The sequence below is a fragment of the Chryseobacterium sp. KLBC 52 genome, assembly GCF_003347605.1.
Taxonomy (GTDB): domain Bacteria; phylum Bacteroidota; class Bacteroidia; order Flavobacteriales; family Weeksellaceae; genus Chryseobacterium.
Map to the genome: position 1 here is coordinate 1 of NZ_QDFZ01000024.1, position 26,410 is coordinate 26,410.

General features: G+C 35.5%; 25 protein-coding genes and 1 pseudogene. 14 read left to right on the forward strand and 12 right to left on the reverse strand.

Translation table 11 applies throughout. The features are described 5' to 3' along the window. Positions 1–164: 164 nt before the first annotated feature. From DDF69_RS20330 to DDF69_RS20360, 7 genes are all read left to right on the forward strand, one after another. Entirely contained in the window at positions 165–776 is a 612-nt protein-coding gene (locus tag DDF69_RS20330; RefSeq protein ID WP_114822386.1) for an L-threonylcarbamoyladenylate synthase, read from the forward strand. A gap of 36 nt (positions 777–812) precedes the next feature. Continuing rightward, positions 813–1,514, forward strand: a complete 702-nt coding sequence (locus DDF69_RS20335) for a CPBP family intramembrane glutamic endopeptidase (protein ID WP_114822387.1) — start codon at positions 813–815, stop codon at positions 1,512–1,514. Positions 1,515–1,518: 4 nt separating this feature from the next. Next, positions 1,519–2,277, forward strand: coding sequence for a peroxide stress protein YaaA (gene yaaA / locus DDF69_RS20340; RefSeq protein ID WP_114822388.1), 759 nt, complete (start codon positions 1,519–1,521; stop codon positions 2,275–2,277). Beyond that, a complete protein-coding gene (prmC, locus tag DDF69_RS20345; protein ID WP_114822389.1) occupies positions 2,278–3,126 on the forward strand; it encodes a peptide chain release factor N(5)-glutamine methyltransferase in 849 nt (282 codons plus the stop codon). A gap of 15 nt (positions 3,127–3,141) precedes the next feature. After that, complete coding sequence (locus DDF69_RS20350) at positions 3,142–3,501, forward strand: DUF4180 domain-containing protein (RefSeq protein ID WP_114822390.1); 360 nt, start codon at positions 3,142–3,144, stop codon at positions 3,499–3,501. A gap of 532 nt (positions 3,502–4,033) precedes the next feature. Next, positions 4,034–4,606: a hypothetical protein gene (locus DDF69_RS20355; protein WP_114822391.1), complete on the forward strand. Its 573-nt coding sequence runs from the start codon at positions 4,034–4,036 to the stop codon at positions 4,604–4,606. A gap of 7 nt (positions 4,607–4,613) precedes the next feature. Then, entirely contained in the window at positions 4,614–6,155 is a 1,542-nt protein-coding gene (locus DDF69_RS20360) for a lectin-like domain-containing protein (protein ID WP_114822392.1), read from the forward strand. Between the two features lie 17 nt (positions 6,156–6,172). On the opposite strand, the gene DDF69_RS20365 is transcribed toward DDF69_RS20360, so the two are convergent. The 8 genes from DDF69_RS20365 to DDF69_RS20400 all read right to left on the reverse strand — a co-directional run bounded on the left by DDF69_RS20365 (position 6,173) and on the right by DDF69_RS20400 (position 15,850). Then, positions 6,173–7,162 carry an NAD-dependent epimerase/dehydratase family protein gene (locus DDF69_RS20365; RefSeq protein WP_114822393.1) on the reverse strand — a complete coding sequence of 330 codons (990 nt, stop codon included), beginning with the start codon at positions 7,160–7,162 and terminating at the stop codon, positions 6,173–6,175. After that, the gene (locus tag DDF69_RS20370; protein WP_114822394.1) at positions 7,159–7,944 is read right to left on the reverse strand and encodes an SDR family NAD(P)-dependent oxidoreductase; all 786 of its coding nucleotides are present in this window, start codon (positions 7,942–7,944) and stop codon (positions 7,159–7,161) included. The genes DDF69_RS20365 and DDF69_RS20370 overlap by 4 nt, the downstream gene beginning before the upstream one ends. A 159-nt stretch (positions 7,945–8,103) precedes the next feature. Next, positions 8,104–9,192 carry a helix-turn-helix domain-containing protein gene (locus DDF69_RS20375; protein WP_114822395.1) on the reverse strand — a complete coding sequence of 363 codons (1,089 nt, stop codon included), beginning with the start codon at positions 9,190–9,192 and terminating at the stop codon, positions 8,104–8,106. Positions 9,193–9,224: 32 nt separating this feature from the next. After that, entirely contained in the window at positions 9,225–9,866 is a 642-nt protein-coding gene (locus DDF69_RS20380; RefSeq protein ID WP_034696498.1) for a rhomboid family intramembrane serine protease, read from the reverse strand. A 45-nt stretch (positions 9,867–9,911) separates the two neighbouring features. Next, on the reverse strand, positions 9,912–12,503 hold the full coding sequence (locus DDF69_RS20385) for a DNA gyrase/topoisomerase IV subunit A (protein WP_114822396.1): 2,592 nt from the start codon (positions 12,501–12,503) through the stop codon (positions 9,912–9,914). Beyond that, positions 12,478–12,984 carry a hypothetical protein gene (locus tag DDF69_RS20390; RefSeq protein WP_114822397.1) on the reverse strand — a complete coding sequence of 169 codons (507 nt, stop codon included), beginning with the start codon at positions 12,982–12,984 and terminating at the stop codon, positions 12,478–12,480. The genes DDF69_RS20385 and DDF69_RS20390 overlap by 26 nt, the downstream gene beginning before the upstream one ends. A 110-nt stretch (positions 12,985–13,094) precedes the next feature. Beyond that, positions 13,095–14,981: a DNA topoisomerase IV subunit B gene (locus DDF69_RS20395; protein WP_062675146.1), complete on the reverse strand. Its 1,887-nt coding sequence runs from the start codon at positions 14,979–14,981 to the stop codon at positions 13,095–13,097. 317 nt (positions 14,982–15,298) lie between these two features. After that, entirely contained in the window at positions 15,299–15,850 is a 552-nt protein-coding gene (locus DDF69_RS20400; RefSeq protein ID WP_114822442.1) for a DUF2867 domain-containing protein, read from the reverse strand. Between the two features lie 471 nt (positions 15,851–16,321). Between DDF69_RS20400 and DDF69_RS22545 the strand changes: the two genes are divergently transcribed. From DDF69_RS22545 to DDF69_RS20430, 5 genes and pseudogenes are all read left to right on the forward strand, one after another. After that, complete coding sequence (locus DDF69_RS22545; protein ID WP_114822398.1) at positions 16,322–17,494, forward strand: RHS repeat-associated core domain-containing protein; 1,173 nt, start codon at positions 16,322–16,324, stop codon at positions 17,492–17,494. Positions 17,495–17,503: 9 nt separating this feature from the next. Further along, positions 17,504–17,929 (forward strand): hypothetical protein, encoded by a 426-nt coding sequence (locus tag DDF69_RS20410; RefSeq protein WP_114822399.1) that lies wholly within the window; start codon positions 17,504–17,506, stop codon positions 17,927–17,929. A gap of 562 nt (positions 17,930–18,491) precedes the next feature. Further along, positions 18,492–18,701 (forward strand): annotated as a pseudogene (locus tag DDF69_RS20420) (RHS repeat-associated core domain-containing protein); the annotation flags it as partial. Between the two features lie 128 nt (positions 18,702–18,829). Next, positions 18,830–19,540 (forward strand): IS1 family transposase, encoded by a 711-nt coding sequence (locus DDF69_RS20425; RefSeq protein WP_228412063.1) that lies wholly within the window; start codon positions 18,830–18,832, stop codon positions 19,538–19,540. 184 nt (positions 19,541–19,724) lie between these two features. Next, positions 19,725–20,873: a methionine aminotransferase gene (locus DDF69_RS20430; RefSeq protein ID WP_114822402.1), complete on the forward strand. Its 1,149-nt coding sequence runs from the start codon at positions 19,725–19,727 to the stop codon at positions 20,871–20,873. Between the two features lie 92 nt (positions 20,874–20,965). Here the strand turns inward: DDF69_RS20430 and cls are convergent, their stop codons facing one another. The 3 genes from cls to DDF69_RS20445 all read right to left on the reverse strand — a co-directional run bounded on the left by cls (position 20,966) and on the right by DDF69_RS20445 (position 24,304). Beyond that, positions 20,966–22,432 (reverse strand): cardiolipin synthase, encoded by a 1,467-nt coding sequence (cls, locus tag DDF69_RS20435; RefSeq protein WP_162800974.1) that lies wholly within the window; start codon positions 22,430–22,432, stop codon positions 20,966–20,968. A 79-nt stretch (positions 22,433–22,511) separates the two neighbouring features. After that, positions 22,512–23,276, reverse strand: coding sequence for an SDR family NAD(P)-dependent oxidoreductase (locus DDF69_RS20440; protein ID WP_114822404.1), 765 nt, complete (start codon positions 23,274–23,276; stop codon positions 22,512–22,514). Positions 23,277–23,365: 89 nt separating this feature from the next. Then, a complete protein-coding gene (locus DDF69_RS20445; RefSeq protein ID WP_114822405.1) occupies positions 23,366–24,304 on the reverse strand; it encodes a helix-turn-helix domain-containing protein in 939 nt (312 codons plus the stop codon). Positions 24,305–24,579: 275 nt separating this feature from the next. Here DDF69_RS20445 and DDF69_RS22230 point away from each other — a divergent pair, with 275 nt between their 5' ends. Together DDF69_RS22230 and DDF69_RS20450 are read left to right on the forward strand one after the other, a co-directional pair. After that, positions 24,580–24,738 carry a hypothetical protein gene (locus tag DDF69_RS22230; protein WP_185144379.1) on the forward strand — a complete coding sequence of 53 codons (159 nt, stop codon included), beginning with the start codon at positions 24,580–24,582 and terminating at the stop codon, positions 24,736–24,738. Between the two features lie 34 nt (positions 24,739–24,772). Next, entirely contained in the window at positions 24,773–25,018 is a 246-nt protein-coding gene (locus tag DDF69_RS20450) for a bacteriocin (protein ID WP_114822406.1), read from the forward strand. A 159-nt stretch (positions 25,019–25,177) separates the two neighbouring features. Here the strand turns inward: DDF69_RS20450 and ychF are convergent, their stop codons facing one another. Continuing rightward, on the reverse strand, positions 25,178–26,269 hold the full coding sequence (gene ychF, locus DDF69_RS20455) for a redox-regulated ATPase YchF (RefSeq protein ID WP_062675159.1): 1,092 nt from the start codon (positions 26,267–26,269) through the stop codon (positions 25,178–25,180). Positions 26,270–26,410 lie beyond the last annotated feature (141 nt).

The following is a 26,410-nucleotide window of genomic DNA, read 5'->3' on the forward strand; positions in this document are numbered from 1 at the left end:
CGGACTCGAACCGATGACCTTCGGGTTATGAGCCCGACGAGCTACCTACTGCTCCATCCCGCGATATTGGATTGCAAAGGTACGAATATTTTTTACAAATCCTAATTTTTCTTTTAAATAAAGGACTTTTATGAAAACTATTTTATTATTTGTATCTTTGTTTTATGGCAAAAATATTAAAAATTTATCCGGACAACCCACAGGAAAATCTTGTGAATGAGGTTATTAAAACTTTAAACAACGGCGGGCTGATTATCTATCCTTCTGATACGATTTATGCTTTAGGCTGTAATATTTTTGATATAAAAGCCATGGAAAAGCTGGCTCAGCTCAAAAAAATGAAGCTTGAGAAGTCAAAATTCTCAATTATCTGTAATGATCTCAGCCATCTTTCAGACTTTACAAGACCTATCGATACCTCCGTTTTCAGATTTCTGAAAAGTCATCTTCCCGGACCGTTTACTTTCATTCTCGAAGCCAATAAAAGTTTACCTTTAGCTTATAAAGGGCATAAAACTATTGGTATCCGTGTTCCTGACCATCCAATTCCACAACTTATTGTTGAAAAACTGGGTCACCCGATTGCATCTACTTCTATTAAAGATGATGATGAAATTATCGAATATTCTACCGATCCTGAACTTATTGCAGAAAAATATGATCACCTGGTAGATATTGTGATTGATTCAGGATATGGGGATAATGTGGCTTCCACCATTGTAGACCTTACTTCAGGAGAACCGGAGATTATCCGCCAGGGAAAAGGAATCGTTTAATTCAAAGTTTAAAGTTCAAGGTTTAGGTATTGGATTATGAGTCTTACCGGGAAATATGCTGTAGGAATTTTACTCACTTTTGTTATTTTAGCTGCAGCGATGCTGTACTCTTTTCCTGCTGTTACCGCATTAACAGGAGTAAAAGGAATCACAGTAACCAATTTTTTCCTCAGTAGAATTATACTATGGATCATTCTTATCATTGTATTTCTATACAGTTTCTGTATTGAGAAAAGCGTTTTTTTCTTAAAAGAAGAGAAAAAATATTCAGCTGCATTTTATATCAAAGCTGTACTGAGCTTATATTTTATCTGTTTGATTGGCGGAGGGATTCTGAATGCTGTCATCCTGTTTTTTATAGAGGAAAAAATAAGCACTAAACTTCTCAACCTTGTCCCCATTTTTAGAAATAACTATTTTTTAGTTATTTTTACATGCCTTACAGCTGCTATTGTAGAGGAATTCCTGATGCGGGGCTATGTACAGTCCAGGCTTGAAAAAATCTACAACAACCCCACCGTTGCAATTGTTATTTCATCGGTCTTATTTGGAATTTTGCATAGTACTTACGGTACCATAAGCCAGGTTCTCGGACCTTTCTTTATCGGAATCGTATTTGCTGTATTTTATAAACGTTATTCAAATATTAAAGTTCTGATCATCTGTCATTTTATGATTGATTTTATTGCCATGATGATGATGAATTTTATTGATATTAAACACTTATCTGTATTTTAACATTATGAAAATTATAACATCTCCTGCCAAATTAATGAACGTGGAAAATTCAACAGATCTGTTGAAATCTTCTACTCCAAGATTCATTGAAGAAGCAGCATTGATACAATCTTATTTAAAAGAAAAATCGCCAAAATATCTTTCCGAGCTGATGGAAATATCCCCTAAGCTTGCTGATGAAAACTGGGAAAGAAATCAAAAATGGAAATCCAAACCTACAGCGAAAGAATCTGCTCCCGCAATGTTTGCCTTTACAGGAGAGGTTTACAGAGGACTGGATGCCAAAACACTGGATAAAAATGCTGTAGATTACCTGCAGAAAAACTACAGAATGCTTTCAGGACTTTACGGTTTACTGAAACCCTCTGATAAAGTGATGCTTTACAGGCTGGAAATGGGTCGTCCTTTTGAATTTGAGCAATACAAAAACCTGTATGAATTCTGGAGAGAAAAGATTACGGAGCAATTGAATTCTGAGATGAAAAAAGGAGAAATCCTGCTTCACCTTGCCAGCAATGAGTATGGGAAAGTAATTGACAGAAAGAAACTGAACCATACCGTAATTGATTTTGATTTCTATGAATTAAAAGACGGAAAACTGAAGACTATTGTTGTGTATACCAAACATGCCAGAGGCCTTGTGGTGAGATTCTGTGCAGAAACCAACGCTAAAACCCTGGAGGATGTAAAAGCATTCAACTATGAAGGATACAGAATTGATGAAGAGAAGTCTACGGATACAAAACTGGTTTTTACAAGATAAATGACAATTTCAGCATTTAAAAAATATTTCAGGACAGAGCTTTCCGACCTTTATACAGAGTCGGAAAGTATGTTTTTATCGTCTTTATTCATTCAGCAGATCGTAGGTTTTGATCCGTTTCAGCAGAGAAGGTTCTCTGAGCAGGAACTTCTGATTGATGATGAAGAAAAACTTGATCATCTTGTTTCGGAACTTAAAACCGGACGGCCTTATCAGCAGATATTGGGTGAAACAGAATTTTACGGAATGAAATTCTTTGTGGATGAAAATGTTCTGATTCCCCGCCCAGAAACGGAAGAACTGCTGGAGATGGCCATCAGGGAGATTAAAGATTCAAAGTTTAATGTTCAAGGTTTAAAGATTTTGGATATAGGAACCGGAAGCGGGATTATTCCTCTGGTTTTAAAGAAACATTTCCCGGAAGCGGAAGTTTCATCCATTGATTTTTCCGAAAAAGCTTTGAAAACAGCCAAAAAAAATGCAGAATATCATCAATTGAAGATCCAATTCATCCATGCTGATTATCTCAATATTGAACTGGCTGAAAACTATGATATCATCATTTCAAATCCGCCTTACATAGGAATTGAAGAAGAGATTGAAATTGCAGATTCCGTGAAAGAATTTGAACCTAAAATGGCTCTCTTCTCTCCTACTTCAGATGCCTTAATCTTTTACAGAAAAATTGCGGAAGATGCCAAAAAGAATCTGAAAGAAGGAGGACTGCTGTTTTTAGAAATCAATCAGAAACTGGGTCCTGAAACGCTGGAATTATATCTGGATTTTTCTAACGCTCAATTATTAAAGGATTTATCTGAAAACGATAGATTCATTTATGGAAAGAAATAAATAATTACCCATACCATGTTCATCAAATCACACGAAATCAACACTATAAAAATTGCAGAAATTATTTCTGAAGACATCATTATCCGGTCTGCACAGGACGGACTGGATCTTATGGGGAATATCTATTATGAAGGGTTTGATAAAGTTATTCTTCATGAAAAAAACATCACCTCTGAATTCTTTGATTTAAAAACAAAAATGGCCGGAGAGATTCTTCAAAAGTTCTCAAACTATCGTATAGGATTAGCTATTGTAGGTGATTTCAGTAAATATGAAAGTAAGAGCATGAAGGATTTTATTTTTGAAAGCAATAAAACAAAACATGTCAATTTTGTAGGCACTCTGAATGATGCATTGAATAATTTTTCAAAATAGTCTCTTTTTCAACCCTTTATATTAAAAAGAATAATATTTTCTTTTATTTTAAAATTTCTACACGTCAACAGCATCTTTTTTTTAAGATTTCTTAATAGAATGGAAAGATTTGCATAATAAAAACAATCTTACTGATTTATAAATTATGTAAAAATTTAAACCAAAATATGTTAATTATTAACAAAAGTTTAGAATTAATTCTATAAACACAAACACCTGAATATTTCTTTGTATATTTGCAAAAAACACGAGGGAATATGAATCTTACTTATTTAAGAGCTTATACGGCTACATAATCAATTTATTTTTTCGACCGACTGCCCAGGTAGGCATAAGATATTTCTTTATAAATATCCTGGCTGTATCTGTTGATGAGCTTTTGAACAAAAGGTCTCATTGGGCTATTATTTGAACACAACAATTCATTGTTTTAATGAATTTGTCAGTGGTAACTATTGCCTTTGTAGAATTAAGCCTGCAACCATTCTTTTCTAAAAAAACATACACACAGATAAAAAATTATTAAGACATCATGATTAAAAAATTATTTCTACCAATCGTTTTAGCTAGCTCGTTTACTTTCGCTCAAGTTGGGATTAACATATCCACACCTGATCAAAGTGCGATTCTGGATGTTTACAGCCCCAATAAAGGAATGCTTATACCCAGGTTGACCACAGCCAAAAGAGATGCAATTGCGAATCCGGCCAACTCACTTCTGATCTATGATACCGACAAAAAATGTCTGAGTCAGAATATCGGAACTCCTACCAAACCTGATTGGCTTTGTATTAGCAATAATGCAGTAAAAATGTTTTATATGCCTAGTGTTTCTTTTGACACTTCCACCACAGCCACTGGACGAACCAAAGATTTATATACTTTGTATAAAACCCAATTTGGCTCTCCAAAAGCAAAGAGTACCAGTGCTCCCGCTTCAATTCCTTTTTTCCCGTCCAGTAAAGATCTTTACTATTATGTAACGGATGCTGATCCTAATGTATTCAGTAATATTTCTATTTCTGATGACGGGGTAATGACTTATGATGTAAAAGCTGCAGCAACGGACTGTTCTTTTATCAATATTGTTTTCGTTGTTAAATAATTGAGTGATGATAAAAAGCAGCTCAATTTTACGATATAAAAGATTACTGTTTGCATTTCCCTTGTTTATTTTTTCTCAAAGCATTCATGCACAGAACGAACAGGGAACCGGATATCCGTATTTTGTAAACTTTACTCAGGGATTGCAGCCCCAGGAAGCTTATAAGGTAGCTACCAGCGGTGTTCAGAACGATGCAACCTTTACCACAGATGGACTAAGGCTGACCCGAAGTGTCAATAATATTTCAGGAGGAGTAATACTTGCCGATAAAATTTTCAAAAGTGACCAGGGAATCAAGTTCGAGTTTGAATTCGCGATTTATGGTGGAAATACTAACGGAGGAGACGGAATTTCTATATTCCTGGTTGATGGATCTATCCCTAAAAACCAGCTTAATCTCGGATATTTTGGTGGAGGATTAGGATATAGCTTTGTACGCGGAGGAGAATCTACGGAAGGACTGAGAGGAGCCTATCTGGGAATAGGTCTGGATGAATTCGGAAATTTTAAAACAAGTTTTAACCAGGGTGAAAGGGTTAGAAATGGGATATTTGGAGTAGGCCTAGCCGATGGGCGAAGCAATGTTTCTTTAAGAGGAAAGCGTGGAAACCAATATCTGTCTTCAGCTGAGCCTGCAGGATATAATGGCTATCCATTGCTTTACAGCATAGCGACCAATGCATCACCTTCCAGCAGTAACAGATCTGCTTATCTGGATGCGGCAACAGGAAAGTATATTGGCATTAAAAATACGACTCTTCAGCAATTCAGCATTGAAAGTGGCGGAACAACAATTCCTCAAAATGAAAATGATGCAAGGTTCCGTAAAGCATACATTACATTAGTTCCCAATCCTGCCGGCGGTTACAATATAACCCTGGAAATACAGCACGGAACGGTAAAAGAAAAAGTGATTGATAATTATTACTATCCTACTTCTCTGAAATATACAGAGACTACCATCTCCAACAGTACGGTAAGAACTCTGGATACATCAGCACCTTCTACTTTCAGAATTGGATTTGCCGCTTCTACCGGAGCTGCCAAAAATATCCATTTATTGAAAAACTTAGGGGTTACAAGACCTTATGCTGCTGAAGTAACGGATGATTTGTTTGCAGGCTGCCCGGGGATAAAGTCAATCTACTACCCTTTGCTTAATGATGCGGCTTATTCGTCAGCAAGTGGACAAAACCCGCCAACACTTTCGTATAACAACCTTGATTTTAATTCGTTCCGTTTTCTGGATAACAACGGAGCTGTGATTCCGAATATCACAGGAGGTGTTTATACCAACAGCCAGGGAACATGGACCTATTTTCCCGCTACCGGGGCGCTTTCTTTCAAACCTGCAATGGGATTCACAGGAGTAGCCCAGGTTCAGTATGATATTAAAGGAGGCGGAAGCAATGGTACTGAAGCGCCTTACAACAAGGAAGAATACAGATCATTGCCGGCATTGGTACAGGTTAATATTTCAAGTACTAATAACTGTAGCAAAACCTGCGTTATTTCCAATAAAAATGTAACTCAGAAAATCACAAGATAATTTGATAAAACCAGCTTTTAGGAGCTGGTTTTTTTATTCCCAACAGGATTTTCAATAAAATACTGAACAGCCTCTTCGATCGCTTTATCAATCGGCTGGTATTGAGCTCCCAACTCCTCTATTGATTTCTGATGAGAATAATAATTATTAATCTGAAGGGCTTTCATATTGGCAGAACTCAGATCCGTTTTAATTTTTAATTTTCTTAAACCATCACCTATTAATCCAAGGAAACTCAAAAGTTTGTTGGGAATAGGGATCATAATTGGGTTTTGCCTGGTAATCCGGTTTACTTTCTTAAAAAACTCTATGTAGCTTAAGTTTTCATTCGCTAGAAGATATTTTTCTCCATTCTTTCCTTTTTCAACAACCTTTGCTATTCCTTTGGCTGCATCTTCCACATGTACAAAATTCTTCCCTCCTTTCGGATAGAAAACCAGTTTCTTTTTCCAGGCCCAGAAGATGATTTTTCCGGAACTTGGCTTGCTGTCATATGCTCCGATCATAAAGGTGGGATTAACAATGATAACGTCCGTATTCTTACCGTTTTTTAAAAGATAGTCTTCAGCGGCCAGCTTACTTTGCGCATAGAATGAATGGGTGAAAGGATAAAGCTGTGGTGCTTTTTCACTTCCCCAAAAGGCTGTAGTTCCAAATCCTAAGGTATTGGCTGTACTTACAAATAAAAACTTCTTTACACCCATCAATTCTGCCTGGGTAAACAGATTCACAACTACTTCGTAATTCACTTTTCTGTATTCATCATAACGGATGAGATTCTGGCGTGTTTCCGCAGCAATATGAATGATACAGTCAATATTGATAAGATGTACTGAGATATCGGATGAAAGGTCTGCTTCCACAAGCTTCAGATTTTTGTTTTCTTCGCCCAGCCAGCTGCTTTTCTGGCGCACCAGAGCAATAACAGAATAATCATTTTGTAATAATTTAAGGATAACATTAGTTCCCAGAAGCCCTGTTGCTCCGGTTACACACACTTTTTTCATGCTTCGATTTCTCTTTTTATAGCCTGGGTCATTAAGGGCAGTTTAATCCATATGGGTACAATTTTCATCACCAGCCAGCTGATTGGGTTCACCATAATAACGGAATCTTTTTTAAACAATTGCCGGATGCAGTAGGAAGCCACTTTGTCAGGATTTAAAAGGGTTAATCTTCCCATAAAACCTTGTTTTTCTATTCTTTCACAAACATCCTTATTGGTTTTCATGGCTCCCGGATTCACAACACTTACAAAAACATTGGTATCTTTCAGTTCTTCATACAGTCCTCTTGAAAATGAATGAATAAAGCTTTTAGAAGCTGGATATACCGTTTTAAAACCGATGGGTGAAAAGGCTGCCATACTTGAAACATTCAGGATATAGGCTTTGGGTTGTTTCAAAAGGTTGGGAAGCAACTGATGGGTAATCAGTGAAGTGGCTGCGACATTCACCTGTAAAATGGTGTTGATATAATCCGAAGAAGCTTCCGTAAATTTCTTTGTTCCGCCAAGTCCTGCATTATTAATCAGAATATGAATATTAAAAGAACTGTTGAGCCATTCTGTAAGTTTCATTACATTTTCATGCACTGAAAGATCTGTTTCGTAGTAATGAACTTTTACTTCATACACCCTTTTGAGATATTCAGAAAATTCTTTGAGATTCTGGTCAGGAAGGCTTATAAGGATGACATTGATTTTTTGTTTCGCCAGATGTTCAGCGAATGATTTTCCGAGTCCCTGACTGGCTCCCGTGACAACAGCATATGATTCTTGGGTATCCATAAGTTTACATTTTAGGGTACAAAACTATGGTGAAAGGTAAGCTTAAATGTTCCGGATTATCTGACCGAACCGATTTTAACTCACAAAATCAAAAACAATCAAGCAACTACAAATCAATCGATTAGAAACATAAAAAAGTAAAAGTTTATAAACCGGAACTTATTTTTTGAACTCAGAAGGAGTTTGTCCGGTCACTTTTTTAAAGGTTGTATTAAAAGAAGTTTTAGAATTGAACCCTGATTCGTAAGCAATCCCCAAAATTGATAATTTGCTGTTGGGTTCTTTCAGAAGTCTTTTGGCGTAGTTTACTCTGTATTCATTCACATATTGGAAGAAATTTTTTCCAAAGCCTGTATTAATGACGTAAGACAAATGATGGGTAGAAACGGACAGCATTTCGGCAAGTTTGATAAGGTTAAGTTCGCTGTCAAGATAAGGCTTTTGAAGTTCCATAATCCCTTCCAGTGATGTTTTAATCTTTGCTAATTCTTCATCAGAGATCAGTTTTCTTTTAACTTCTTCCGGATCGGAATCTTCATCCATAGAGATCAGTTCCTGTCTCTGCTTTTCTTCTAAAGGATAAATCTCCTTCTGTTTCATAGAATAATATCCTACCCAGTAAATAACGGATAAAAAGACGGCATTGATAAAGAAATTCAGTGATTTCGGATCATAGAACAGATTATAAATCACGTAGATGATATTCACAATAAGGAGCACCAGAATAATATATTCCAGCCAGTTCAGATTGATTCCTTCGGTATTGGAAGAAAATTGCTGAATCTTTTTCTGATGTTTCCTGATGGTAATATAGGAAAGTGCCGTATAGAAGAGAGCCTGAATCAGGATCAGAATAATACTGATATATTCAAATGGTTTTGCATATCCTAATTTGGTCAATACAAGACAAACCAGAAAAGCTACAGGAAGGATTAAAAACTTAACATCTGTAGGTTTAAAAGTAAAGGAAGGATTGGTGTAAAAAAGTACACTAAAGTAAAAAACGATAGGGGTAAAAAACTGAATAAATCTTACCCAAAACAGGGAATGAAATTCCACTATTGAACCGGTGATGAGAAACAGCACTTCATCCAGCCAAAAGGTAGACCACAGAAAGAGAAATATTCCGAACCAGAAATTGGCTTTATGATTTACCCGTAAAGGATTGGCCAGCTTCAGCAGAGAAAGTAAAACCAATGAACCATAGATAAGTATCACGATGAAACTGTTTAACTCTGATGTGTTCATTGGTTTTGATATTTTGATTAAAAAATAGTCTTTTATCCTATTCGCTTCCTTACAAAAATTTCATATCCTAAATAAATTAACGGAAGTGACATGATTCCTAAGAAAAGAATATTGCTCATGGCAAGCTGCGGATGCATTACAATAGAGTAAACCAATCCGAAAAATGCTCCTCCAAGGTGAGCAGCATGCCCCAGATTATCCCATTGCTTAGGATTCAGCATCATATATACTGAGTACCCAAAATACAGTGTTCCAAATAACCATCCTGGTAAGAAGTTGACACTGATTTCATTCGGAGCCATGGCTATGGAAGCAAAAATGATTCCCGAAACCGCACCTGACGCACCAATTGCCGAATACCAAGGTTGGTTTTTATAAATCTGTAAACTGAATAAATTCCCCAGAATCATTGATCCAAAATATAGAATCAGAAATCCTATTTCTCCAAAGAAACTAATAACTACTCCCTGGAAAAAATACAGGGAAAGCATATTAAAAAATAAGTGCATAAAGTCTGCATGCAAAAACGCAGAACTAATGAGTCTTACATATTCTTTACGATTCGCGATCGCTCCGACATTGAATTTATATTTTTCAAATAATGCTGTATTGTTAAACCCCATGTAACTAAAAATACATGTGGCTGCAATGATAATGATAACAACTATATCCATTGTGTTCTTTTTATGTTATATCTGAACAGACATGTTTAGTTTAGTCTATTCATTTTCATTATTTACGTCATCCCGGAACAAATCCCCAATCATTCCTCCGTCTTCATCCGTTTCGCCTGTTGGTTCCGGATCTTCGTATACTTCAGGTTCTTCTTCTACAGGCTCAGGAATGGTAATATTGATAGCTTTTACTTTGAATTTCGTAAACTGGTTTCCAATAGCTTTTATACCTTTTACTGCTATGAATTCATCAATATTAATAGTTTCCGGATCGCGTTCTTTTCCTTTATCTTTTGCAAAAATAATTTCTGCAGTAACATCGTTGGCAACAATTACATTTTCGATGAATGATTTCGGGTGTTCAGAAGGCATGAAAGTCTGTACATTCACTGTGTTTTCCAGTAAGAATCTCTTAATGAAATAAATATCTTTTTCTCCGTCGTAATAAATACAGGTAATCGGCTGCGCAGGTCTCCATTTCTCCAACACCAGGTATTCATCATCAAAACGGTTACCCAAGTCAAAAGACACCAGTTTTACTTCACCGTTTGTATTGATGGTCAGGATTTTATCATCTCCCTTGAAACTTCCCAGTAATGTACCTCTTACATCAGCATTCAGTCTTCTTACCGTATCATCAAACCAGATTTTTCTAGGAGCGAGCGTAGAAACGCCTTCTTCCTTCATATCTACTTTCTTTACAGCATACTTGGTCACCAGATTTCCTTTGGAATCACGCCCTTTAATGGCAAGATCGGAGAAATTGATCTCCATTTTGTTCTTTCTGATTCTTGGATTTGGCTTTAACAATACAGTAACTGTTTCTGCCTCACCATTAGGATTGGCTGAGAAATATAATGTTTCAGATCCTTTTTTATCTGAAGCTAACGGATAATCTGTATTTCGGGTTACTCCGGTTACAGAGAAACGTTTCATATAGTATGGTCCTTCCCTTCCTTCGCGATAGATCATATTATACACGGTTCTCTTGTCGTTTTTCTTCCAAACGGCAACATGAAGAATATCTTTACCAATGAAAGTTTTTGCTTCCACTTTTACCACCTTCATACTTCCGTCTTTTCTGAATGTGATGATATCATCAATGTCAGAACAGTCGAACAAATACTGGTCTTTCTTCAGAGATGTTCCGATGAAACCTTCTTCGAAATTCGCATAGAATTTTTCATTGGCTACGGCTACTTTTGTTGCATCAATCGTATCAAAGATTCTAAGCTCAGTTTTTCTTTGTTTGTCTTTACCGTATTTTTTCTGAATATTTAAATAGTAATCGATAGCATAAGCAATCAGGTTAGACAGATTGTATTTTACCTGTTCTATTTTACCTTCCAGCGAAGCAATATTTTCTTTAAATTTATCTAAGTCGAATCTTGAAATCCTCTTGATTCTGATCTCTGTCAGTTTTAAGATATCTTCTTCTGTAACGGCTCTTAAAAGATGTTTGGTATGCGGTTTTAATCCTGCATCAATGGTTTTCAATACATCTTCCCAGGTTTTTACTTCTTCAATATCGTGGTAAATTCTGTTCTCTATGAAAATTCTTTCCAGTGAAGAGAAATGCCAGCTTTCCTGAAGCTCATGGAGTTCAATTTCCAATTCTTTCTTCAGTAATGAAACGGTATGATCTGTATTCGTTTTTAAAATATCGGATACCGTAAGAAACATTGGCTTATCACCTACAATCACACAGGCATTCGGAGAAATGGTCACCTGACAGTCTGTAAATGCATACAGCGCGTCAATGGTCTTATCCGGTGAAACATCATTATGAATATGAATCAGGATTTCTACTTTATCTGAAGTATTGTCCTCAATTTTTTTGATTTTGATCTTTCCTTTCTCATTGGCTTTTAGAATAGAGTCAATAAGATCCGTTGTTGTTTTGGAGTAAGGAAGTTCAGAAATTACTAATGTATGCTTATCCGTTTGGGTAATTTTGGCTCTTGCTCTTACTTTTCCTCCTCTGTGCCCGTCGTTGTATTCGGAAACGTCAAGATAACCGGCTGTTAAAAAGTCCGGATACAGTTCAAATTTCTTACCTTTTAAGTAGGCTACAGATGCGTTAATAAGTTCATTAAAGTTATGAGGAAGGATTTTTGTGGAAAGTCCTACTCCAATACCTTCTACTCCCTGTGCAAGAAGCAAGGGAAATTTTACCGGCAAATCAATAGGTTCATTGTTTCTTCCGTCATAAGACTTTGTCCAGTCTGTAGTTTTAGGATTAAAGACTACTTCAAGGGCAAAAGGGGTCAGTCTTGCTTCAATATATCTCGCAGCAGCTGCAGAGTCACCTGTATAAATATTTCCCCAGTTTCCCTGAGTATCTATTAGCAGCTCTTTCTGCCCGATTTGTACCATGGCATCTGTAATGGAAGCATCACCGTGTGGGTGGTATTTCATGGTATTCCCCACGATATTGGCCACCTTATTATAACGGCCGTCTTCCAGCTCCCTCATGGAATGCATAATTCTTCGTTGAACGGGTTTTAAACCATCATATATTGAAGGGATCGCTCTATCCAGAATTACATAGGAAGCATAATCAAGAAACCAGTCTTTATACAGCCCGGAAACTTTTTTTAAGCTTTCACCCTCATGCGAATATTCTTCTGTCGTCATCTATTTTATCTTTTTTCTCTTTATTAGTTTTCACAACTTTATTCAGAGAGAGTTTTAAATCGTTTATTTCTTTGTTACCCAAATAAGATATCTGGTATTTGAGTATGGTAGATCCATTATTTTTACTGGAAACGGTAATGTATAACCTTTTGAAAAAGAGAATACTGACCACATCATATTTTATCAGTTTATATTTTGGAAATTCGTCGTGAAGAGGTTTGTTTAAAAAGGGAATAATATTCCTGTTTTTAAAATTCAAAGCTTCCCCGTCACTGTCGTATTCAAAAATCTGTCTTCCACTGATATAAAAGATAATCAGCAGCAAAACAGGAACAATAATTAATAAATAACTTTCTTTCCCCATTGCATGAAACCTGTATTCATTAGCAGCGAATACAGTTATACCAAACACTGCTGTCATCAAAAGCAGTGTACTCAGAGAGTTATAAATTGATGTTTTATTACGGTTACTTAGTCTCATTTTATTTTTTTGGCTGTGTAAGTATTATAATTTCCTACTTCATCCAAAATTGTGCTTTTTTTCAGTCTGCAATGGCCCTTACAACCAGTCTTTTAAGTTATACGTTTTTTTTAATTTTCTACTTCATTCAGTATTTCTTTTTTATCAATATCAGTATCATCTTCTACTACCAGGTTTTCTAAGATAAAGGTTTGTCTGTCCGGTGTATTTTTCCCCATGTAGAATTCCAGAAGTTGATCAATCGTCTGGTCTTTTCCCACTACTACAGGTTCTAAACGGATATCTTTACCAATGAAATGCTTAAATTCGTCCGGAGAAATTTCTCCCAATCCTTTAAATCGTGTGATTTCAGGATTTTTCCCCAGTTCGTTTAATGCTTTTATTCTTTCTGTTTCTGTATAGCAATATCTTGTTTCTTTTTTATTCCTTACTCTGAATAACGGAGTCTGAAGGATATACAGATGTCCGTTTTTAATCAGATCCGGGAAGAACTGCAGGAAGAAAGTAATCATCAGCAAGCGGATGTGCATTCCATCCACATCGGCATCAGTAGCAATAATTACCTGATTGTATCTCAGGTCTTCCAGACTTTCTTCAATATTTAAAGCGGCCTGAAGAAGGTTAAATTCTTCGTTTTCATATACCACTTTTTTGGTAAGACCATAACAGTTCAGCGGTTTTCCTTTCAGTGAAAATACAGCCTGAGTTTCTACATCTCTGGATTTTGTGATAGATCCGGATGCAGAATCTCCTTCGGTAATGAAGATCTGCGTATCTCCTTTCCTTTCGGCTTTCTGATCGTTATAATGCTGCCTGCAGTCACGAAGTTTTTTATTGTGAAGAGATACTTTTTTTGCTCTTTCCCTGGCCAGTTTCTGAATTCCTGAAAGCTCTTTTCTTTCTCTTTCGGAAATTAATATTTTTCTTTGAATTGCTTCTGCTATTTCCGGATTTTTGTGCAGGAAATTATCCAGTTTACTCTTCAGGAAATCAATAATGAATGTTCTTACGGTAGGTCCGTTCGGTCCCATGTCATTAGATCCTAATTTTGTTTTGGTCTGAGATTCGAAAACCGGTTCTTCTACATTGATCGAAATGGCTGCAATGATAGACTTTCTGATATCGGAAGCATCAAAACTTTTATTGAAAAATTCACGAATTGTTTTCACATACGCTTCACGGAATGCATTAAGGTGTGTTCCTCCCTGCGTGGTATTCTGTCCGTTCACGAATGAGAAATAGGTTTCTGTCTGTGATTTGTCAGAATGGGTAATGGCTACCTCAATATCATCATCCTTTAAATGGACGATCGGATAAAGGATATCGCTTTCCAGCTCTTCTTCCAACAAATCTTTAAGACCGTTTTCAGAATAATAGGTTTCTCCGTTGAAAAGAATTTTAAGTCCCGGATTCAGGTAAGCATAGTTTCGGAGCATTCTTTCGATATACTCTTTTCTGTACTTGAAGTGCAGGAAGATTTCTCCGTCAGGAATAAAAGAAATTTCAGTACCGTTTCTGTCTGAAGTTTCTTTCTCATCAAAGTTTTCTGTGATCATCCCACGGGAGAATTCAGCAACTTTCATTTTTCCGTCGCGGAAAGAACGAACTCTGAAGTAATCTGAAAGGGCATTTACCGCTTTGGTACCGACCCCGTTCAAACCTACCGATTTTTTAAACGCTTTACTGTCGTACTTACCTCCGGTATTCATTTTTGAGACGGCATCTACAACTTTCCCCAGCGGAATACCACGTCCAAAGTCACGAATGGTAACTTTGCCATCGTCCAGTTTTATTTCAATTCTTTTCCCTGATCTCATCCTGAACTCATCAATAGAGTTATCAAGGATTTCTTTTAACAGGATATAAATACCGTCATCGGCGGAAGAACCGTCACCGAGCTTCCCGATGTACATACCGGGGCGCAAACGGATGTGTTCCTGCCAATCGAGGGTTCTGATATTATCTTCGGAGTAGGTTGGATTTATTTCTTGTGACATATATGATTTCAGCAAACATACAAAAGTACAAAATTGTCCAAAATTATCCGAATTTTTTCATCTTGTTTTTTTTCAATATTGTACTATAAATATTGTATTATTCTTAATCAAATTATATATTTACGAAATTATCATTATCATGTGAAAAATTTATTTAGTTTCCTCACATTATCTATAATTTTATTCTTTTCAACCTGTTTTTATCACAGATCTCAGGGATCATAAATTAAACAACCGGGATATTGAGTTATTATTAAATTTTATCCCTTAAAAACAATGACCATCCTGTGATGAGGATGGTCATTTTATATCAATATTTACACGGTACGCAATTTCTTCTTTTGCAGCTGCCGGATCATATTTTTCAGCATAGCCGGAACAATCAGCTTATGGAAAGGTCGTACAGGTAGAAAATAAAGCACACCCAGCCAGTTATGATACTTTACGGTAGTAGAAATGGTAAGTGAATTTTCATCAGAATGCACCTTACTCTTTTCAACTAAAAGAGATACTCTGAAATCCAGGTGCTTATCATCTTCTCCCAGAACAATTTCGTTGCTGGTTTTATCAAACACCTTAAAAAGCCCCACACGTTCTCCTACTTCACATTTAAAATCCTTTTCCTTTTGCCTTGTTTCAGCTTCAGATCCGGTCTTCAGCCCGAATATTCCCACTGCTTTATTCCTGAAAGCAAACATTTTCTTTCCCCATTTTGGCCCGCTTGTAAAGAATGCTCTTCCTACTTCTGAGATATCAATATTCCGGCCACCATCCGCAAATTCTCCTTCAAAACTATCGATATAATTGAAATCTTTTTTTTCCGGAGATAAAATAGATTTTTCAGGAAATTCTGTCTTCTTAATCTTCATTGTCATTGTTTTTATGGTTGTTGTCTAACAAATGTAAGTATCTTTCCATTAACTTAAAAGAAAAATTTAAACAAATGTTTAAATTTATTTTATACTATGAAACTGACTATTGAGGATTAATTAAAGGGATAAGTCAATAATTATATTCCTGAAGCTATTACATCAGCTTCATAAAATCAACTTGTTGATTCTTTCTTTGCTTCCTGTAATCAAAAGAACAGCAATAATATCTTTGCGTCAAAAAACAGAATACATTTTAAACCGGTAATGTTCCAAACGTGTTGGTAATAAATTAGAGTATTGGTTTTCAATACTCTAATTTTAAAAACATTAGTAAAAATATAAAGTTGAGATAATATTGTGAATAGCCAGAACGGAAGAAAAGAGAAAATAGGCTATCTAAAATATTGAAGATCATACTTGGTGTTTCAGATATGTTGGTAAAAAACAGATCACTTAGGAAATGTACGGATAAGCTACTCCAGATCCTCAGCTGGCAGCGCAGAAGTTCTTGAAGAAAACAATTATTATCCTTTTGGTTTAAAGCATCGGGGCTATAACTTTTTAACTGGAAATCCTGCCTACAATTATCAGTATAACGGGAAAGAACTGCAAAAGGAAACCGGCTGGAGTGACTACGGTGCCAGGATGTATATGTCAGATATTGGAAGATGGGGTGTTATAGACCCATTGGCAGAGACATCAAGAAGATTCTCACCATATACATATGCTTTGAATAACCCAATAAGCTTTATAGACCCGGATGGAAGAAGAGCCATGTCGCCGGCAGAAAAAGATCCCGGCTCTATGGGTTTTGGAAATGGGATGTTATCCTATTATGCCAGTGGCGGAAAAGGAACCCGGGCAAACATCATGGCATTTTCAGGACAGCAAGATTATTCCTTTGGAGGAGTATATAATGATACACATTGGACAGGAGGAGGTGGCTCAATGGATTATTCCTTATTAGATGGAATTCGAAATGAATGGGCTAAAAGAGGAATCTATACAACTATTTCCAAAAACGGCTATATGAGCTGGTGGACAGGAGGTGCTGAAGGGGATGCCAATACAGCTCAGGAAATGGTGGGACATATGATGAAACTAGGAGAGAGTGCATCAAATAATTGGTATAGCCTTGCAGGAAAAGGAAACTGGTTTTTTGGAACTGCAGGAGTTTTGAGTGGAACTGCAGGAGTTATTGACTCTCATAACATGTATTCACAAGGTATAAGGAGAGGAATTGCTGGAAATTATCAGTTAACAGGCAGAAACTTAAGCCAATTTGGTAAGATGCCGATGACTGATGCAACAATACCTGTTTCTAAAATAGCAAGGGTCGCTAAAACAGTAGGTCATGCTTCTTTTGCTTTAGGTTTTACTGTTGATCTTATTGGGGTCACAACTGGGGAAATTTCTCCAGGAAAATTTTTATTAAATACAGGATTTGGTGCCGCAGGTAACTGGGGCGGATCAATTGGAGCTTCTCTTAGTACAGTGTATTTCGGCGTAGATGGTTTTTACCCGGGAGGCTGGCCTGGTATTTTTAATGATGGTAATATTATGCAAACAAAATTAGATGAAGGGTTTAATCAGGCAGGACCTTATAGAATAAATGTTTTTGGAGCTCATGAACCAAAATAAACAAAAATTATGAAGAAAATAAAAAAAGCGTATTATTATATTTTTTATAAAATATATAAATCAATAATATATACTTCTGAAATGGTTGGTGGTGAGTTTTGGACTGATTTTAAAGCCGGGATAGCACTACTGGCTCTTGAGCTTTTGTTTTTAGGATCATTTTTGAATTATTACTCTATCATAATTAATGAAAAACTTGATATATCTATTACAAGCCCTATAATACTAATTCCGCTAATCATATTGTTTGTAATCAATTATTTTAGTTTCATCCATACAGATATGTGGAAAGAATATAACAAACAATTTGATAAGTTACCTGAGGAAAAAAATAGAAAAGGTACTATAGTAGTTTGGATAATAGCTATTTTTATACTAATTAATTTTTTTGGATCAGCTTATTATTTACAAAAATATATTCTTAAAATGTATTAATAAATATAATAGAGTATTGAATTTCAATACTCTATATAATTACGGAAAAAATAAAAAAAGCATATTATTATATCTTTTATAAGATTTATAAATCAATAATATATACTTCTGACAAAGTTGGGGGTGAGTTTTGGAGTGATTTTAAAGCAGGAATAGCATTACTAGCCCTTGAACTTTGGTTTTTTGGAACAATTTTAAACTATTATGCTATTATAACTCATACAAAATTTAGTACTAATACTATATTTATAATTTTATTGATTCCTTTAGTATTTCTTTCTATACTACATTATTTTGCATTTATTCATACAGATATTTGGAAAGAATATAGTAAACAATTTGATAAATTATCTGAAGAAAAGAATAAAAAAGGTACTATAATAGTTTGCATAATAGCTGTTTTTATAGCTAGTAATTTTTTGGGATCTATCTTTCTATTACAAAAGTTTATATTTTGATATATAAAATCACGAATAAAATAGAAAAAATAGGTAATGTTCCAAACATGTTGGTAATAAATTAGAGTATTGGTTTTCAATACTCTAATTTTTGAATACTACTTGAAAATGCCAGTGGCAGCGCAGAAGCTCTTGAAGAAAATAACTACTACCCTTTTGGATTAAAGCATTTAGAATATAATAATGTAGGCGGCAACCCACCTTACAATTACCAGTACAACGGTAAAGAACTACAAAAGGAAACCGGCTGGAATGATTATGGTGCCAGGATGTATATGTCAGATATTGGAAGATGGGGTGTTGTAGATCCGTTGGTAATGTTCCAAATATGTTGGTTTCCAATATTAATGGACTCTGACCAAGATAATTATAAATAAAATAATTTAAAAGCAGGTAATCTATAGGATTGCCTGTTTTATTTTTGCCAATAAAAAGCACTTCAATGATGATTAAAACTTATGAATGTTCCAAATGTGTTGGTGAGAACTCCGGATTTATAAAATATGGGAAAACAAGTCGGGGGAAACAACGATATCAGTGTAAATCCTGTAAAACAATTAACATTCTGAATTATACGTATAACGCTTATGAAAAAAATACCAATCAAAAAATTATTCTCCTGACAAAAGAAGGTTTAGGAATTCGCAGTACTGCAAGAATACTGAAAATTTCTGCAACCACACTACTAAAAAGAATTCTGACCATTGCAAACAAAATTATTCGGCCAACAATAAAATTTTACCAAACCTATGAATTGGATGAGATGAGAATTTTTGTCAGAAAGAAAGCTAATACGATCTGGCTGGTGTATGCCATTAATAAACAAAGTAAAGAGGTCGCCGGATTTTATATTGGAAAAAGAAATAACAAAACATTGAATTCAGTTGTCAAAACTTTAATCAGCGCTAAACCTGAAAAAATCTTCACGGATAAACTAAGAAATTATAAATACCTTATTCCAAAAGAAATCCATAGCATCCAAAAGTATGGAACGAATGGCATAGAGAGAAAAAACCTGAATCTCAGAACTCATTTAAAAAGATTGAATAGAAAAACGATTTGTTTTAGTAAAAATATTTTAGTTTTAACCTCTGTTCTGAAAATATACTTTTGGAGTAAAGCAGAATCTGAATATGATGAAGCTATTTTGTAAAAGCAGCATAATTTTCAAAATACAATTTAAACAAATGTTTAGGTTTATTTTATATTCTGAAACTGGCTGTTTTATTTTACAATTTTCCATCATTCTCAATAAACCTGCAATTTTCTAATTTTTATCTCCCTAAGTTCAGACTGTTTTAATTATTTCCTTAAATTCGATCCACAAAACTGTTTTTATGATACAACTTCCTTTATCAAAACTTTCCAATGTAGGAACTACTATTTTCAGCCAGATGACTCAGCTTGCCAATGAAAATGAAGCCATCAATCTGTCTCAGGGTTTTCCTGATTTTATGCCAGATTCAGAATTATTAAATCATGTAGATCATTTTATTAAAAAAGGCTTTAACCAGTATGCACCTCTTGGCGGAATGATTGGCTTAAAGGAAGAAATTGCACGAAAAATTGAAAACAGCCATCAGGCAGTTTACCATCCGGATTCTGAAATAACAGTTACTGCAGGTGGCACTCAGGCAATTTTCACGGCTATTGCATCATTTATTAAAAAAGATGATGAAGTGATTATTTTTGAACCTGCGTATGATTGCTATGAACCTACTGTAGAGCTTTTCGGAGGTATTGTAAAACGATTTGAAATGAAAGCTCCGGATTATGAAATCAAATGGGCGGAAGTAAAGAATCTTGTCAGTGAAAAAACCAGGATGATCATTCTTAATAATCCTAACAATCCTTCAGGAAAAATCCTGAAAGAAAATGACTTACAAGAACTTATTAACCTGGTAAAAGGTACTTCCATTCTTATTTTGAGTGATGAAGTGTATGAAAATATTGTTTTTGATGGAAAACAGCATTTAAGCATCTGTAAATACCCGGAATTGAAAGAAAGAAGCCTTCTTGTAGCCTCTTTTGGGAAACTTTTCCATGTTACCGGATGGAAAGTAGGCTATTGCGCAGCACCTAAAATCTTAACGGATGAATTCAGAAAGGTTCATCAATTCAATGTATTCTGTGTAAATACTCCTATTCAGCTGGCTCTGGCAGAATATATGAAAAATGAGGAGCATTATACTTATCTGAATCAGTTTTTCCAGGAAAAAAGAGACTTTCTGAGAAAAGGTCTTGCAGGTACTTCGTTTGAGCTTCTGGATTGTGAAGGAACTTATTTTCAGGCAGTGAAATACGATAAGATTTCAGATAAAAATGATTTTGATTTTGCTTCAGAACTTACCATCAATCATAAGGTGGCCAGCGTTCCTTTCTCTTCATTTTATAAAAACAAGCTGAATGAAAATGTGATCAGGTTGTGCTTTGCCAAGAAGCAGGAAACCCTGGAAAAGGCTCTTGAGAATTTATCAAAGATTTAATACTTCCTGATTAAAAACAAAGAGGTAAAGAAATGATATATAAAACTCCGGAAATGTTTCCGGAGTTTTTATTTTCTATTCACAGATGAATTTTAAATTAATGGAGAAAGCAGTCTGGCCAGATGTTCAAAAAAAACTTTGAATTTTGACCTTTTTTTCCATGTATCAAGGAAGATTTCTTCACAATCATTCATATCCTCAATAAAAAGGTTTTTAAGCTTCTGGTTAATTTCAGGATCAAAGATTAATGTATTCACCTCAAAATTAAGTTCCTGACTTCTGACATCCATATTCGCAGTGCCTACAGACGAAAAATGGTCATCAACAATCATTGTTTTGGCATGAATAAATCCTTTTTTGTAAAAGAATACTCTCACTTTGTTTTCCAGAAGTTCTTCATAATAGGAATAGGCCGCGGCATTTACTATCACAGAATCTCCTGATTTTGGTACCATAAGCCTAACATCAAGTCCTGAAAGACCAGCTTGTTTTATGGCATTCAATACCGTTTCAACAGGGATAAAATAAGGCGTCACAATATAGATTCTTTTTTGGGCAGAAAGAATTGCTGAGCTCGTACTCAACATAATGGAAGGTCTGGTATCAGGTCCGCTTGCAGCAACCTGCACGAGAGAACGTCCTGGTTCTGTTTTTTTATAATCGAAATACGATGTTGAGATTTCGGGGAGCTTTTCAGTGGCAAAAACCCAGTTGCTAAAAAACAGAAACTGAAAATAAACTGCAGCTTCTCCTTTAATATAAAGATGAACATCCCTCCAGTACTGTTCTGGATTAGGATTGATGTATTTATCTGAAACATTGATGCCCCCTGTAAAAACCTCAGTACCATCTACAATGATGATCTTCCTGTGATCTCTGTAATTCACTCTGTTGGCAAGAAGTCTGAAAGTAATTTTGTTGACCGGAGATACTTCCACTCCCGCTTCCTGTAACTTTCTCAAAAACTTCCGGCCTAATTTTCCACTTCCCAGATCGTCATAGAGAAAACGTATTTTAACACCTTGCTTTGCTTTTCTCATCAACAGATCAGCAAGCCTGTTCCCGACCTCGTCATTATCATAAATATAATATTCCAGATGGATATGATGAACTGCTTTTTCAAGCACTTCAAAGACTTTTTCAAATTTGGCCTCACCATTGATCAGGACTTCCGTATGATTTCCCTGAGAAATGGGTGCATTTCCGGCACTGTAAAGAAAATTAACAGTGAGCAAAAAATTCTGTAATTCTTCCTGATGAGCATTCAGTGTTTTATGATGCGTTTCTTCAATATATTGATGTACTTTTTGATATATCTGCTCATTCCGTTCTACTTTGAAGGTATAAAATTGATTCTTGCTGAAGTTGACTCCAAAAACAAAATAAATAATGATTCCAACTATCGGAAGAAAAATAATAAGCAGCAGATAAGCCAGTGTTTTGCTTGTATTTCTGGTATCTATAATGATCTTACCCGCAAGGAAGGTAACCCCGAGAAGATAAAGGGCCTCAAGTCCCAACAAAATGTACGGATACTGATCAAAAAATTCTTTAACCATATTGACTGATCTCAGGTTAAAGATAGTGAAAAAGGCCAAAAAGGAAATTAAAAATTTCGCTTTTTGACCCTTTAAAGTTCTATAGGAACATTCCTCCTGAAACTTCAATTCTTTGTCCAGTGATCCATCTTGCATCTTCCGTACACAGGAACGCCACTACTCCACCAATATCATCCGGAAGACCTACTCTTCCGAGTGCTGTAGCACCTGCTACCATGGCATTGATCTCTTCATTATCCCTTACTCTTCCGCCGCCAAAATCTGTTTCAATAGCTCCCGGCGCTACGACATTGGCTTTGATTTTTCTTGAACCTAATTCTTTAGCCATGTATTTCGTCAGCATTTCTACTCCTGCTTTAATCGACCCATAAATAGAAGATCCCGGTGTCGCAAATCTCGCCAACCCTGAAGAGACATTAATAATCCCTCCTCCATCATTGATGAATGGCAGCAATTTTTGAGTCAGGAAAAATACTCCTTTAAAATGAATGTCTACCACATCGTCCAATTGTTCTTCCGTTACTTCTGTAATCGGCGAATATAGGGCTGTTCCTGCATTATTAATCAGGTAGTCAATATGAGTGCTTCCCGTATTTTGCTGCAAGTGATCTGTTACGTTTTTCACAAAAGCATCAAAGCTCTTAATATCTTTTGTGTCAAGCTGAAATGCAACAGCATTCCTTCCCATTGATTTGATCTCATTGACAACAGCTTCTGCTTCTTCTTTATTGCTTCTGTAGGTAATAATAACATCTAATCCCTTTTGAGCAATTTTAAGTGCTGAGTTTTTCCCTAATCCACGGCTTCCTCCGGTTACCAGTGCAATATTTGTTTTTGTGTTCATTGTATTTTGATTATTTTGATGGTACAAAGTTGGGATATTTTCAGACCGAAGGGTTTGCCTGAATCAATCTGAAATTTGCAAAATTCAAATCAGGAACGAAATTCCAATGGGGTAAACGTAGTTTTCCTTTTAAAGAAATTGGAAAAGTGGGCAATCTCCTCAAATCCCAGAGCGTAAGATATTTCTGAAACATTCCATTTCGTCTGTTTTAAAAGTATTTTAGCTTCCTGAATAACCCGGTCGGAAATAAATTCTGTGGTTGTCTTTCCGGTGCTTTCCTTTAATCTTTTGTTTAAGTAATTGACATGAACAGCCAACCTGTCTGCATAATCTTTTGCGGTTTTCAGTTGAAGTCTCTGTTCCCATGATTCAATAGGAAACTGTCTCTCCAGCAGCTCTATAAATAAAGAAACCACTCTCATAGAAGCATCATTGGATGCTGATATTTTGGATACCGGCTGTAATTTCTGCCCATAGTGAATCAGCTCCAACACATAGTTTCTGATCAGATCATATTTAAATACATAATCTGAATCTATTTCTTTTTTGATCTTCTTAAAGAGGCTTTCGATCTCTTCTGCAAGCTCGTCATCAATTTCAAAAACAGGAACTCCACCTGGCTGAAAAATAGGAAGATCTTCCAGATGGTAATAAGATTTATCCTTAATGAAGAAGTCTTCCGTAAATACACAGAAACTTCCGGACTGATCCGGGTCTTCAGGAACCCAGTGATAGGGAACTTTAGGGGTTGCAAACAATAACGCCTTATGTTGTATTGAAATAATTTTGTCTGCGTATTCTGCTCTATTTCTTCCCTTTATAAAGCTTATTTTATAGTATTTCCTTCTGTTATAAGGCATTTCAGAAGTAGTTCTTGCTCTTTCTATCGTTTGGGCAATATCAAAAACATTAAAATGACCAATGTCTTTGTGAAGTCCTTTTGGGAAAATACTTTCAAGATCTTTGCCCAGTTTGGCAGCCATCTCTTTATAAAAATCTTCCAGTGAGGTATGGGCTACTTTTTCCATCGCAGATGATTTGTAAAATTCAAATATACGAACTTATCAATCAACCTTTTTTGAAATGATTACAGATTGCTCACCAGAATTTAAAACTCTTTTAATTTCAAAAAGCACCTATACTAAATTGTTTAAAATTTCAATGTAATAGCTTATTTTATTTAAAATTTATCACAAATATTAAAGATAATGCAGTATAATTTTTCCATTTTTTCTATACATAGTGATATAACTCATTTATTTTTATTATTTTCGTTAAAACTAACCCATTAAAAATCAAACCAATGGAAAACAAAAATTTAAATCACGGAAAAAAACTGAACAAAAAACAATTGAGAGTAATCACTGGAGGAAAAGAAATGTGTCTTCTTCCAGACCTGACTTGTAAGAAATATTCTTTCGCATGTGCAGAATTACAATGCCAGCCTGGTATTGAATTGTAGCCAATAAAAAACTAGACCATAAAAACTTTAACGAATGAGAAATCAACATGTAAATAATGGTAAAAAACTCAATAAAAAAGAGTTGAAAACCATTAAAGGAGGTGTGATGATATGCAGCCATCAAGGTATTTGCGCACAGATTCATCCTTCATGCTATGAACCGGAGTGCCGAACTGGACAGGCACAGTTAAAATGTACAGATATCGTCAATAACTGTGTAGTTTTCTCTCCATCCTGTATCGAGCCAAAATGCCGGTTTGATATTGGTATTCCACTTTAAAAATAAAAATACTGCTCTCTACTTCAGGGAGCAGTAATTTTTAGTACCTGTTCCAACCATCAAAATATAAACAGGCAGCCTACATTATTAATTTTAAGCAAAAAACGCTCCCAAATACATGGAAGCGCTTTTTTAATATAACTAACTTTAATACTTTTCTTATACGTTGAATCTGAAGTGCATGATGTCACCATCCTGTACAATATATTCTTTACCTTCTACAGAAAGTTTTCCTGCTTCTTTTACCTTTACTTCAGAACCGTAATTTACATAATCATTATACTTGATTACTTCAGCACGGATAAATCCTTTTTCAAAGTCTGTGTGGATTACTCCCGCAGCTTGTGGAGCCGTCCATCCCTGTCCGATAGTCCAGGCTCTTACTTCTTTTACTCCGGCTGTGAAATACGTCTGAAGTTTTAAAAGATCATAAGCTTTTCTGATCAAACGGTTTACACCTGGTTCGGTAAGTCCTAGCTCATCAAGGAAAATTTCTCTTTCTTCGAATGTTTCAAGCTCATTGATATCAGCTTCGATCTGTGCTGCCAGTACTACTACTTCAGCACCTTCGCCTTTAGCCATTTCTTCAATCTTGGCAATCCACTCATTCCCGTTTTTGATAGAATTCTCATCTACGTTACAAACGTAAAGAACCGGTTTATTTGTCAACAACTGAACTTCTCCAATAATTGATTTCGTGAAATCATCAGTAGCAAATTCTCTTGCATTTTTACCATCCTCAAGAAATTTCTGCAAATTCTGAAGGGTTTCGTAAGTAAGAATATCTTCTTTCTTCCCAGATTTGATGAATTTTTTAGCTTTTTCAACTGCTTTTCCTACGGTTTCAAGGTCTTTCAGCTGAAGCTCTATATCAATAATTTCTTTATCTCTTAATGGGTCTACTGAACCTTCTACGTGAACGATATTTCCATTATCAAAACATCTTAAAACATGAATAATCGCTTCACACTCACGGATATTAGCCAAGAACTGGTTCCCCAATCCTTCTCCTTTACTAGCACCTTTTACAAGACCTGCAATATCAACAATTTCAACTACAGCGGGTAAAACTCTTTCAGGTTTTACGATTTTCTCCAGTTCAAACAATCTCTGATCCGGTACAGAAACCGTTCCAAGGTTCGGTTCAATAGTACAGAAAGGATAGTTTGCTGATTGAGCTTTTGCATTGCTCAGACAGTTAAAAAGAGTTGATTTACCTACATTCGGTAAGCCTACGATTCCACATTTCATATTGTAAAATTCAAAGTTTAAGGTTTAGGAGCAACTCAAGGAATCTTCAACTTTAAACATTGAACTCAGAACCTTGAATTACGAGTGTGCAAAGATAGTGATTTTTGAGGGAGTTTCATAATAAAAAAATCTGCCAGTATT

Bases quoted from the DNA above. Each gene is read 5' to 3' on its own strand.
- DDF69_RS20330 (WP_114822386.1), top strand. From the start codon at position 165: ATGGCAAAAATATTAAAAATTTATCCGGACAACCCACAGGAAAATCTT.
- DDF69_RS20335 (WP_114822387.1), top strand. From the start codon at position 813: ATGAGTCTTACCGGGAAATATGCTGTAGGAATTTTACTCACTTTTGTT.
- yaaA (WP_114822388.1), top strand. From the start codon at position 1,519: ATGAAAATTATAACATCTCCTGCCAAATTAATGAACGTGGAAAATTCA.
- prmC (WP_114822389.1), top strand. From the start codon at position 2,278: ATGACAATTTCAGCATTTAAAAAATATTTCAGGACAGAGCTTTCCGAC.
- DDF69_RS20350 (WP_114822390.1), top strand. From the start codon at position 3,142: ATGTTCATCAAATCACACGAAATCAACACTATAAAAATTGCAGAAATT.
- DDF69_RS20355 (WP_114822391.1), top strand. From the start codon at position 4,034: ATGATTAAAAAATTATTTCTACCAATCGTTTTAGCTAGCTCGTTTACT.
- DDF69_RS20360 (WP_114822392.1), top strand. From the start codon at position 4,614: ATGATAAAAAGCAGCTCAATTTTACGATATAAAAGATTACTGTTTGCA.
- DDF69_RS20365 (WP_114822393.1), bottom strand. From the start codon at position 7,162: ATGAAAAAAGTGTGTGTAACCGGAGCAACAGGGCTTCTGGGAACTAAT.
- DDF69_RS20370 (WP_114822394.1), bottom strand. From the start codon at position 7,944: ATGGATACCCAAGAATCATATGCTGTTGTCACGGGAGCCAGTCAGGGA.
- DDF69_RS20375 (WP_114822395.1), bottom strand. From the start codon at position 9,192: ATGAACACATCAGAGTTAAACAGTTTCATCGTGATACTTATCTATGGT.
- DDF69_RS20380 (WP_034696498.1), bottom strand. From the start codon at position 9,866: ATGGATATAGTTGTTATCATTATCATTGCAGCCACATGTATTTTTAGT.
- DDF69_RS20385 (WP_114822396.1), bottom strand. From the start codon at position 12,503: ATGACGACAGAAGAATATTCGCATGAGGGTGAAAGCTTAAAAAAAGTT.
- DDF69_RS20390 (WP_114822397.1), bottom strand. From the start codon at position 12,984: ATGAGACTAAGTAACCGTAATAAAACATCAATTTATAACTCTCTGAGT.
- DDF69_RS20395 (WP_062675146.1), bottom strand. From the start codon at position 14,981: ATGTCACAAGAAATAAATCCAACCTACTCCGAAGATAATATCAGAACC.
- DDF69_RS20400 (WP_114822442.1), bottom strand. From the start codon at position 15,850: ATGAAGATTAAGAAGACAGAATTTCCTGAAAAATCTATTTTATCTCCG.
- DDF69_RS20410 (WP_114822399.1), top strand. From the start codon at position 17,504: ATGAAGAAAATAAAAAAAGCGTATTATTATATTTTTTATAAAATATAT.
- DDF69_RS20425 (WP_228412063.1), top strand. From the start codon at position 18,830: ATGATGATTAAAACTTATGAATGTTCCAAATGTGTTGGTGAGAACTCC.
- DDF69_RS20430 (WP_114822402.1), top strand. From the start codon at position 19,725: ATGATACAACTTCCTTTATCAAAACTTTCCAATGTAGGAACTACTATT.
- cls (WP_162800974.1), bottom strand. From the start codon at position 22,432: ATGGTTAAAGAATTTTTTGATCAGTATCCGTACATTTTGTTGGGACTT.
- DDF69_RS20440 (WP_114822404.1), bottom strand. From the start codon at position 23,276: ATGAACACAAAAACAAATATTGCACTGGTAACCGGAGGAAGCCGTGGA.
- DDF69_RS20445 (WP_114822405.1), bottom strand. From the start codon at position 24,304: ATGGAAAAAGTAGCCCATACCTCACTGGAAGATTTTTATAAAGAGATG.
- DDF69_RS22230 (WP_185144379.1), top strand. From the start codon at position 24,580: ATGGAAAACAAAAATTTAAATCACGGAAAAAAACTGAACAAAAAACAA.
- DDF69_RS20450 (WP_114822406.1), top strand. From the start codon at position 24,773: ATGAGAAATCAACATGTAAATAATGGTAAAAAACTCAATAAAAAAGAG.
- ychF (WP_062675159.1), bottom strand. From the start codon at position 26,269: ATGAAATGTGGAATCGTAGGCTTACCGAATGTAGGTAAATCAACTCTT.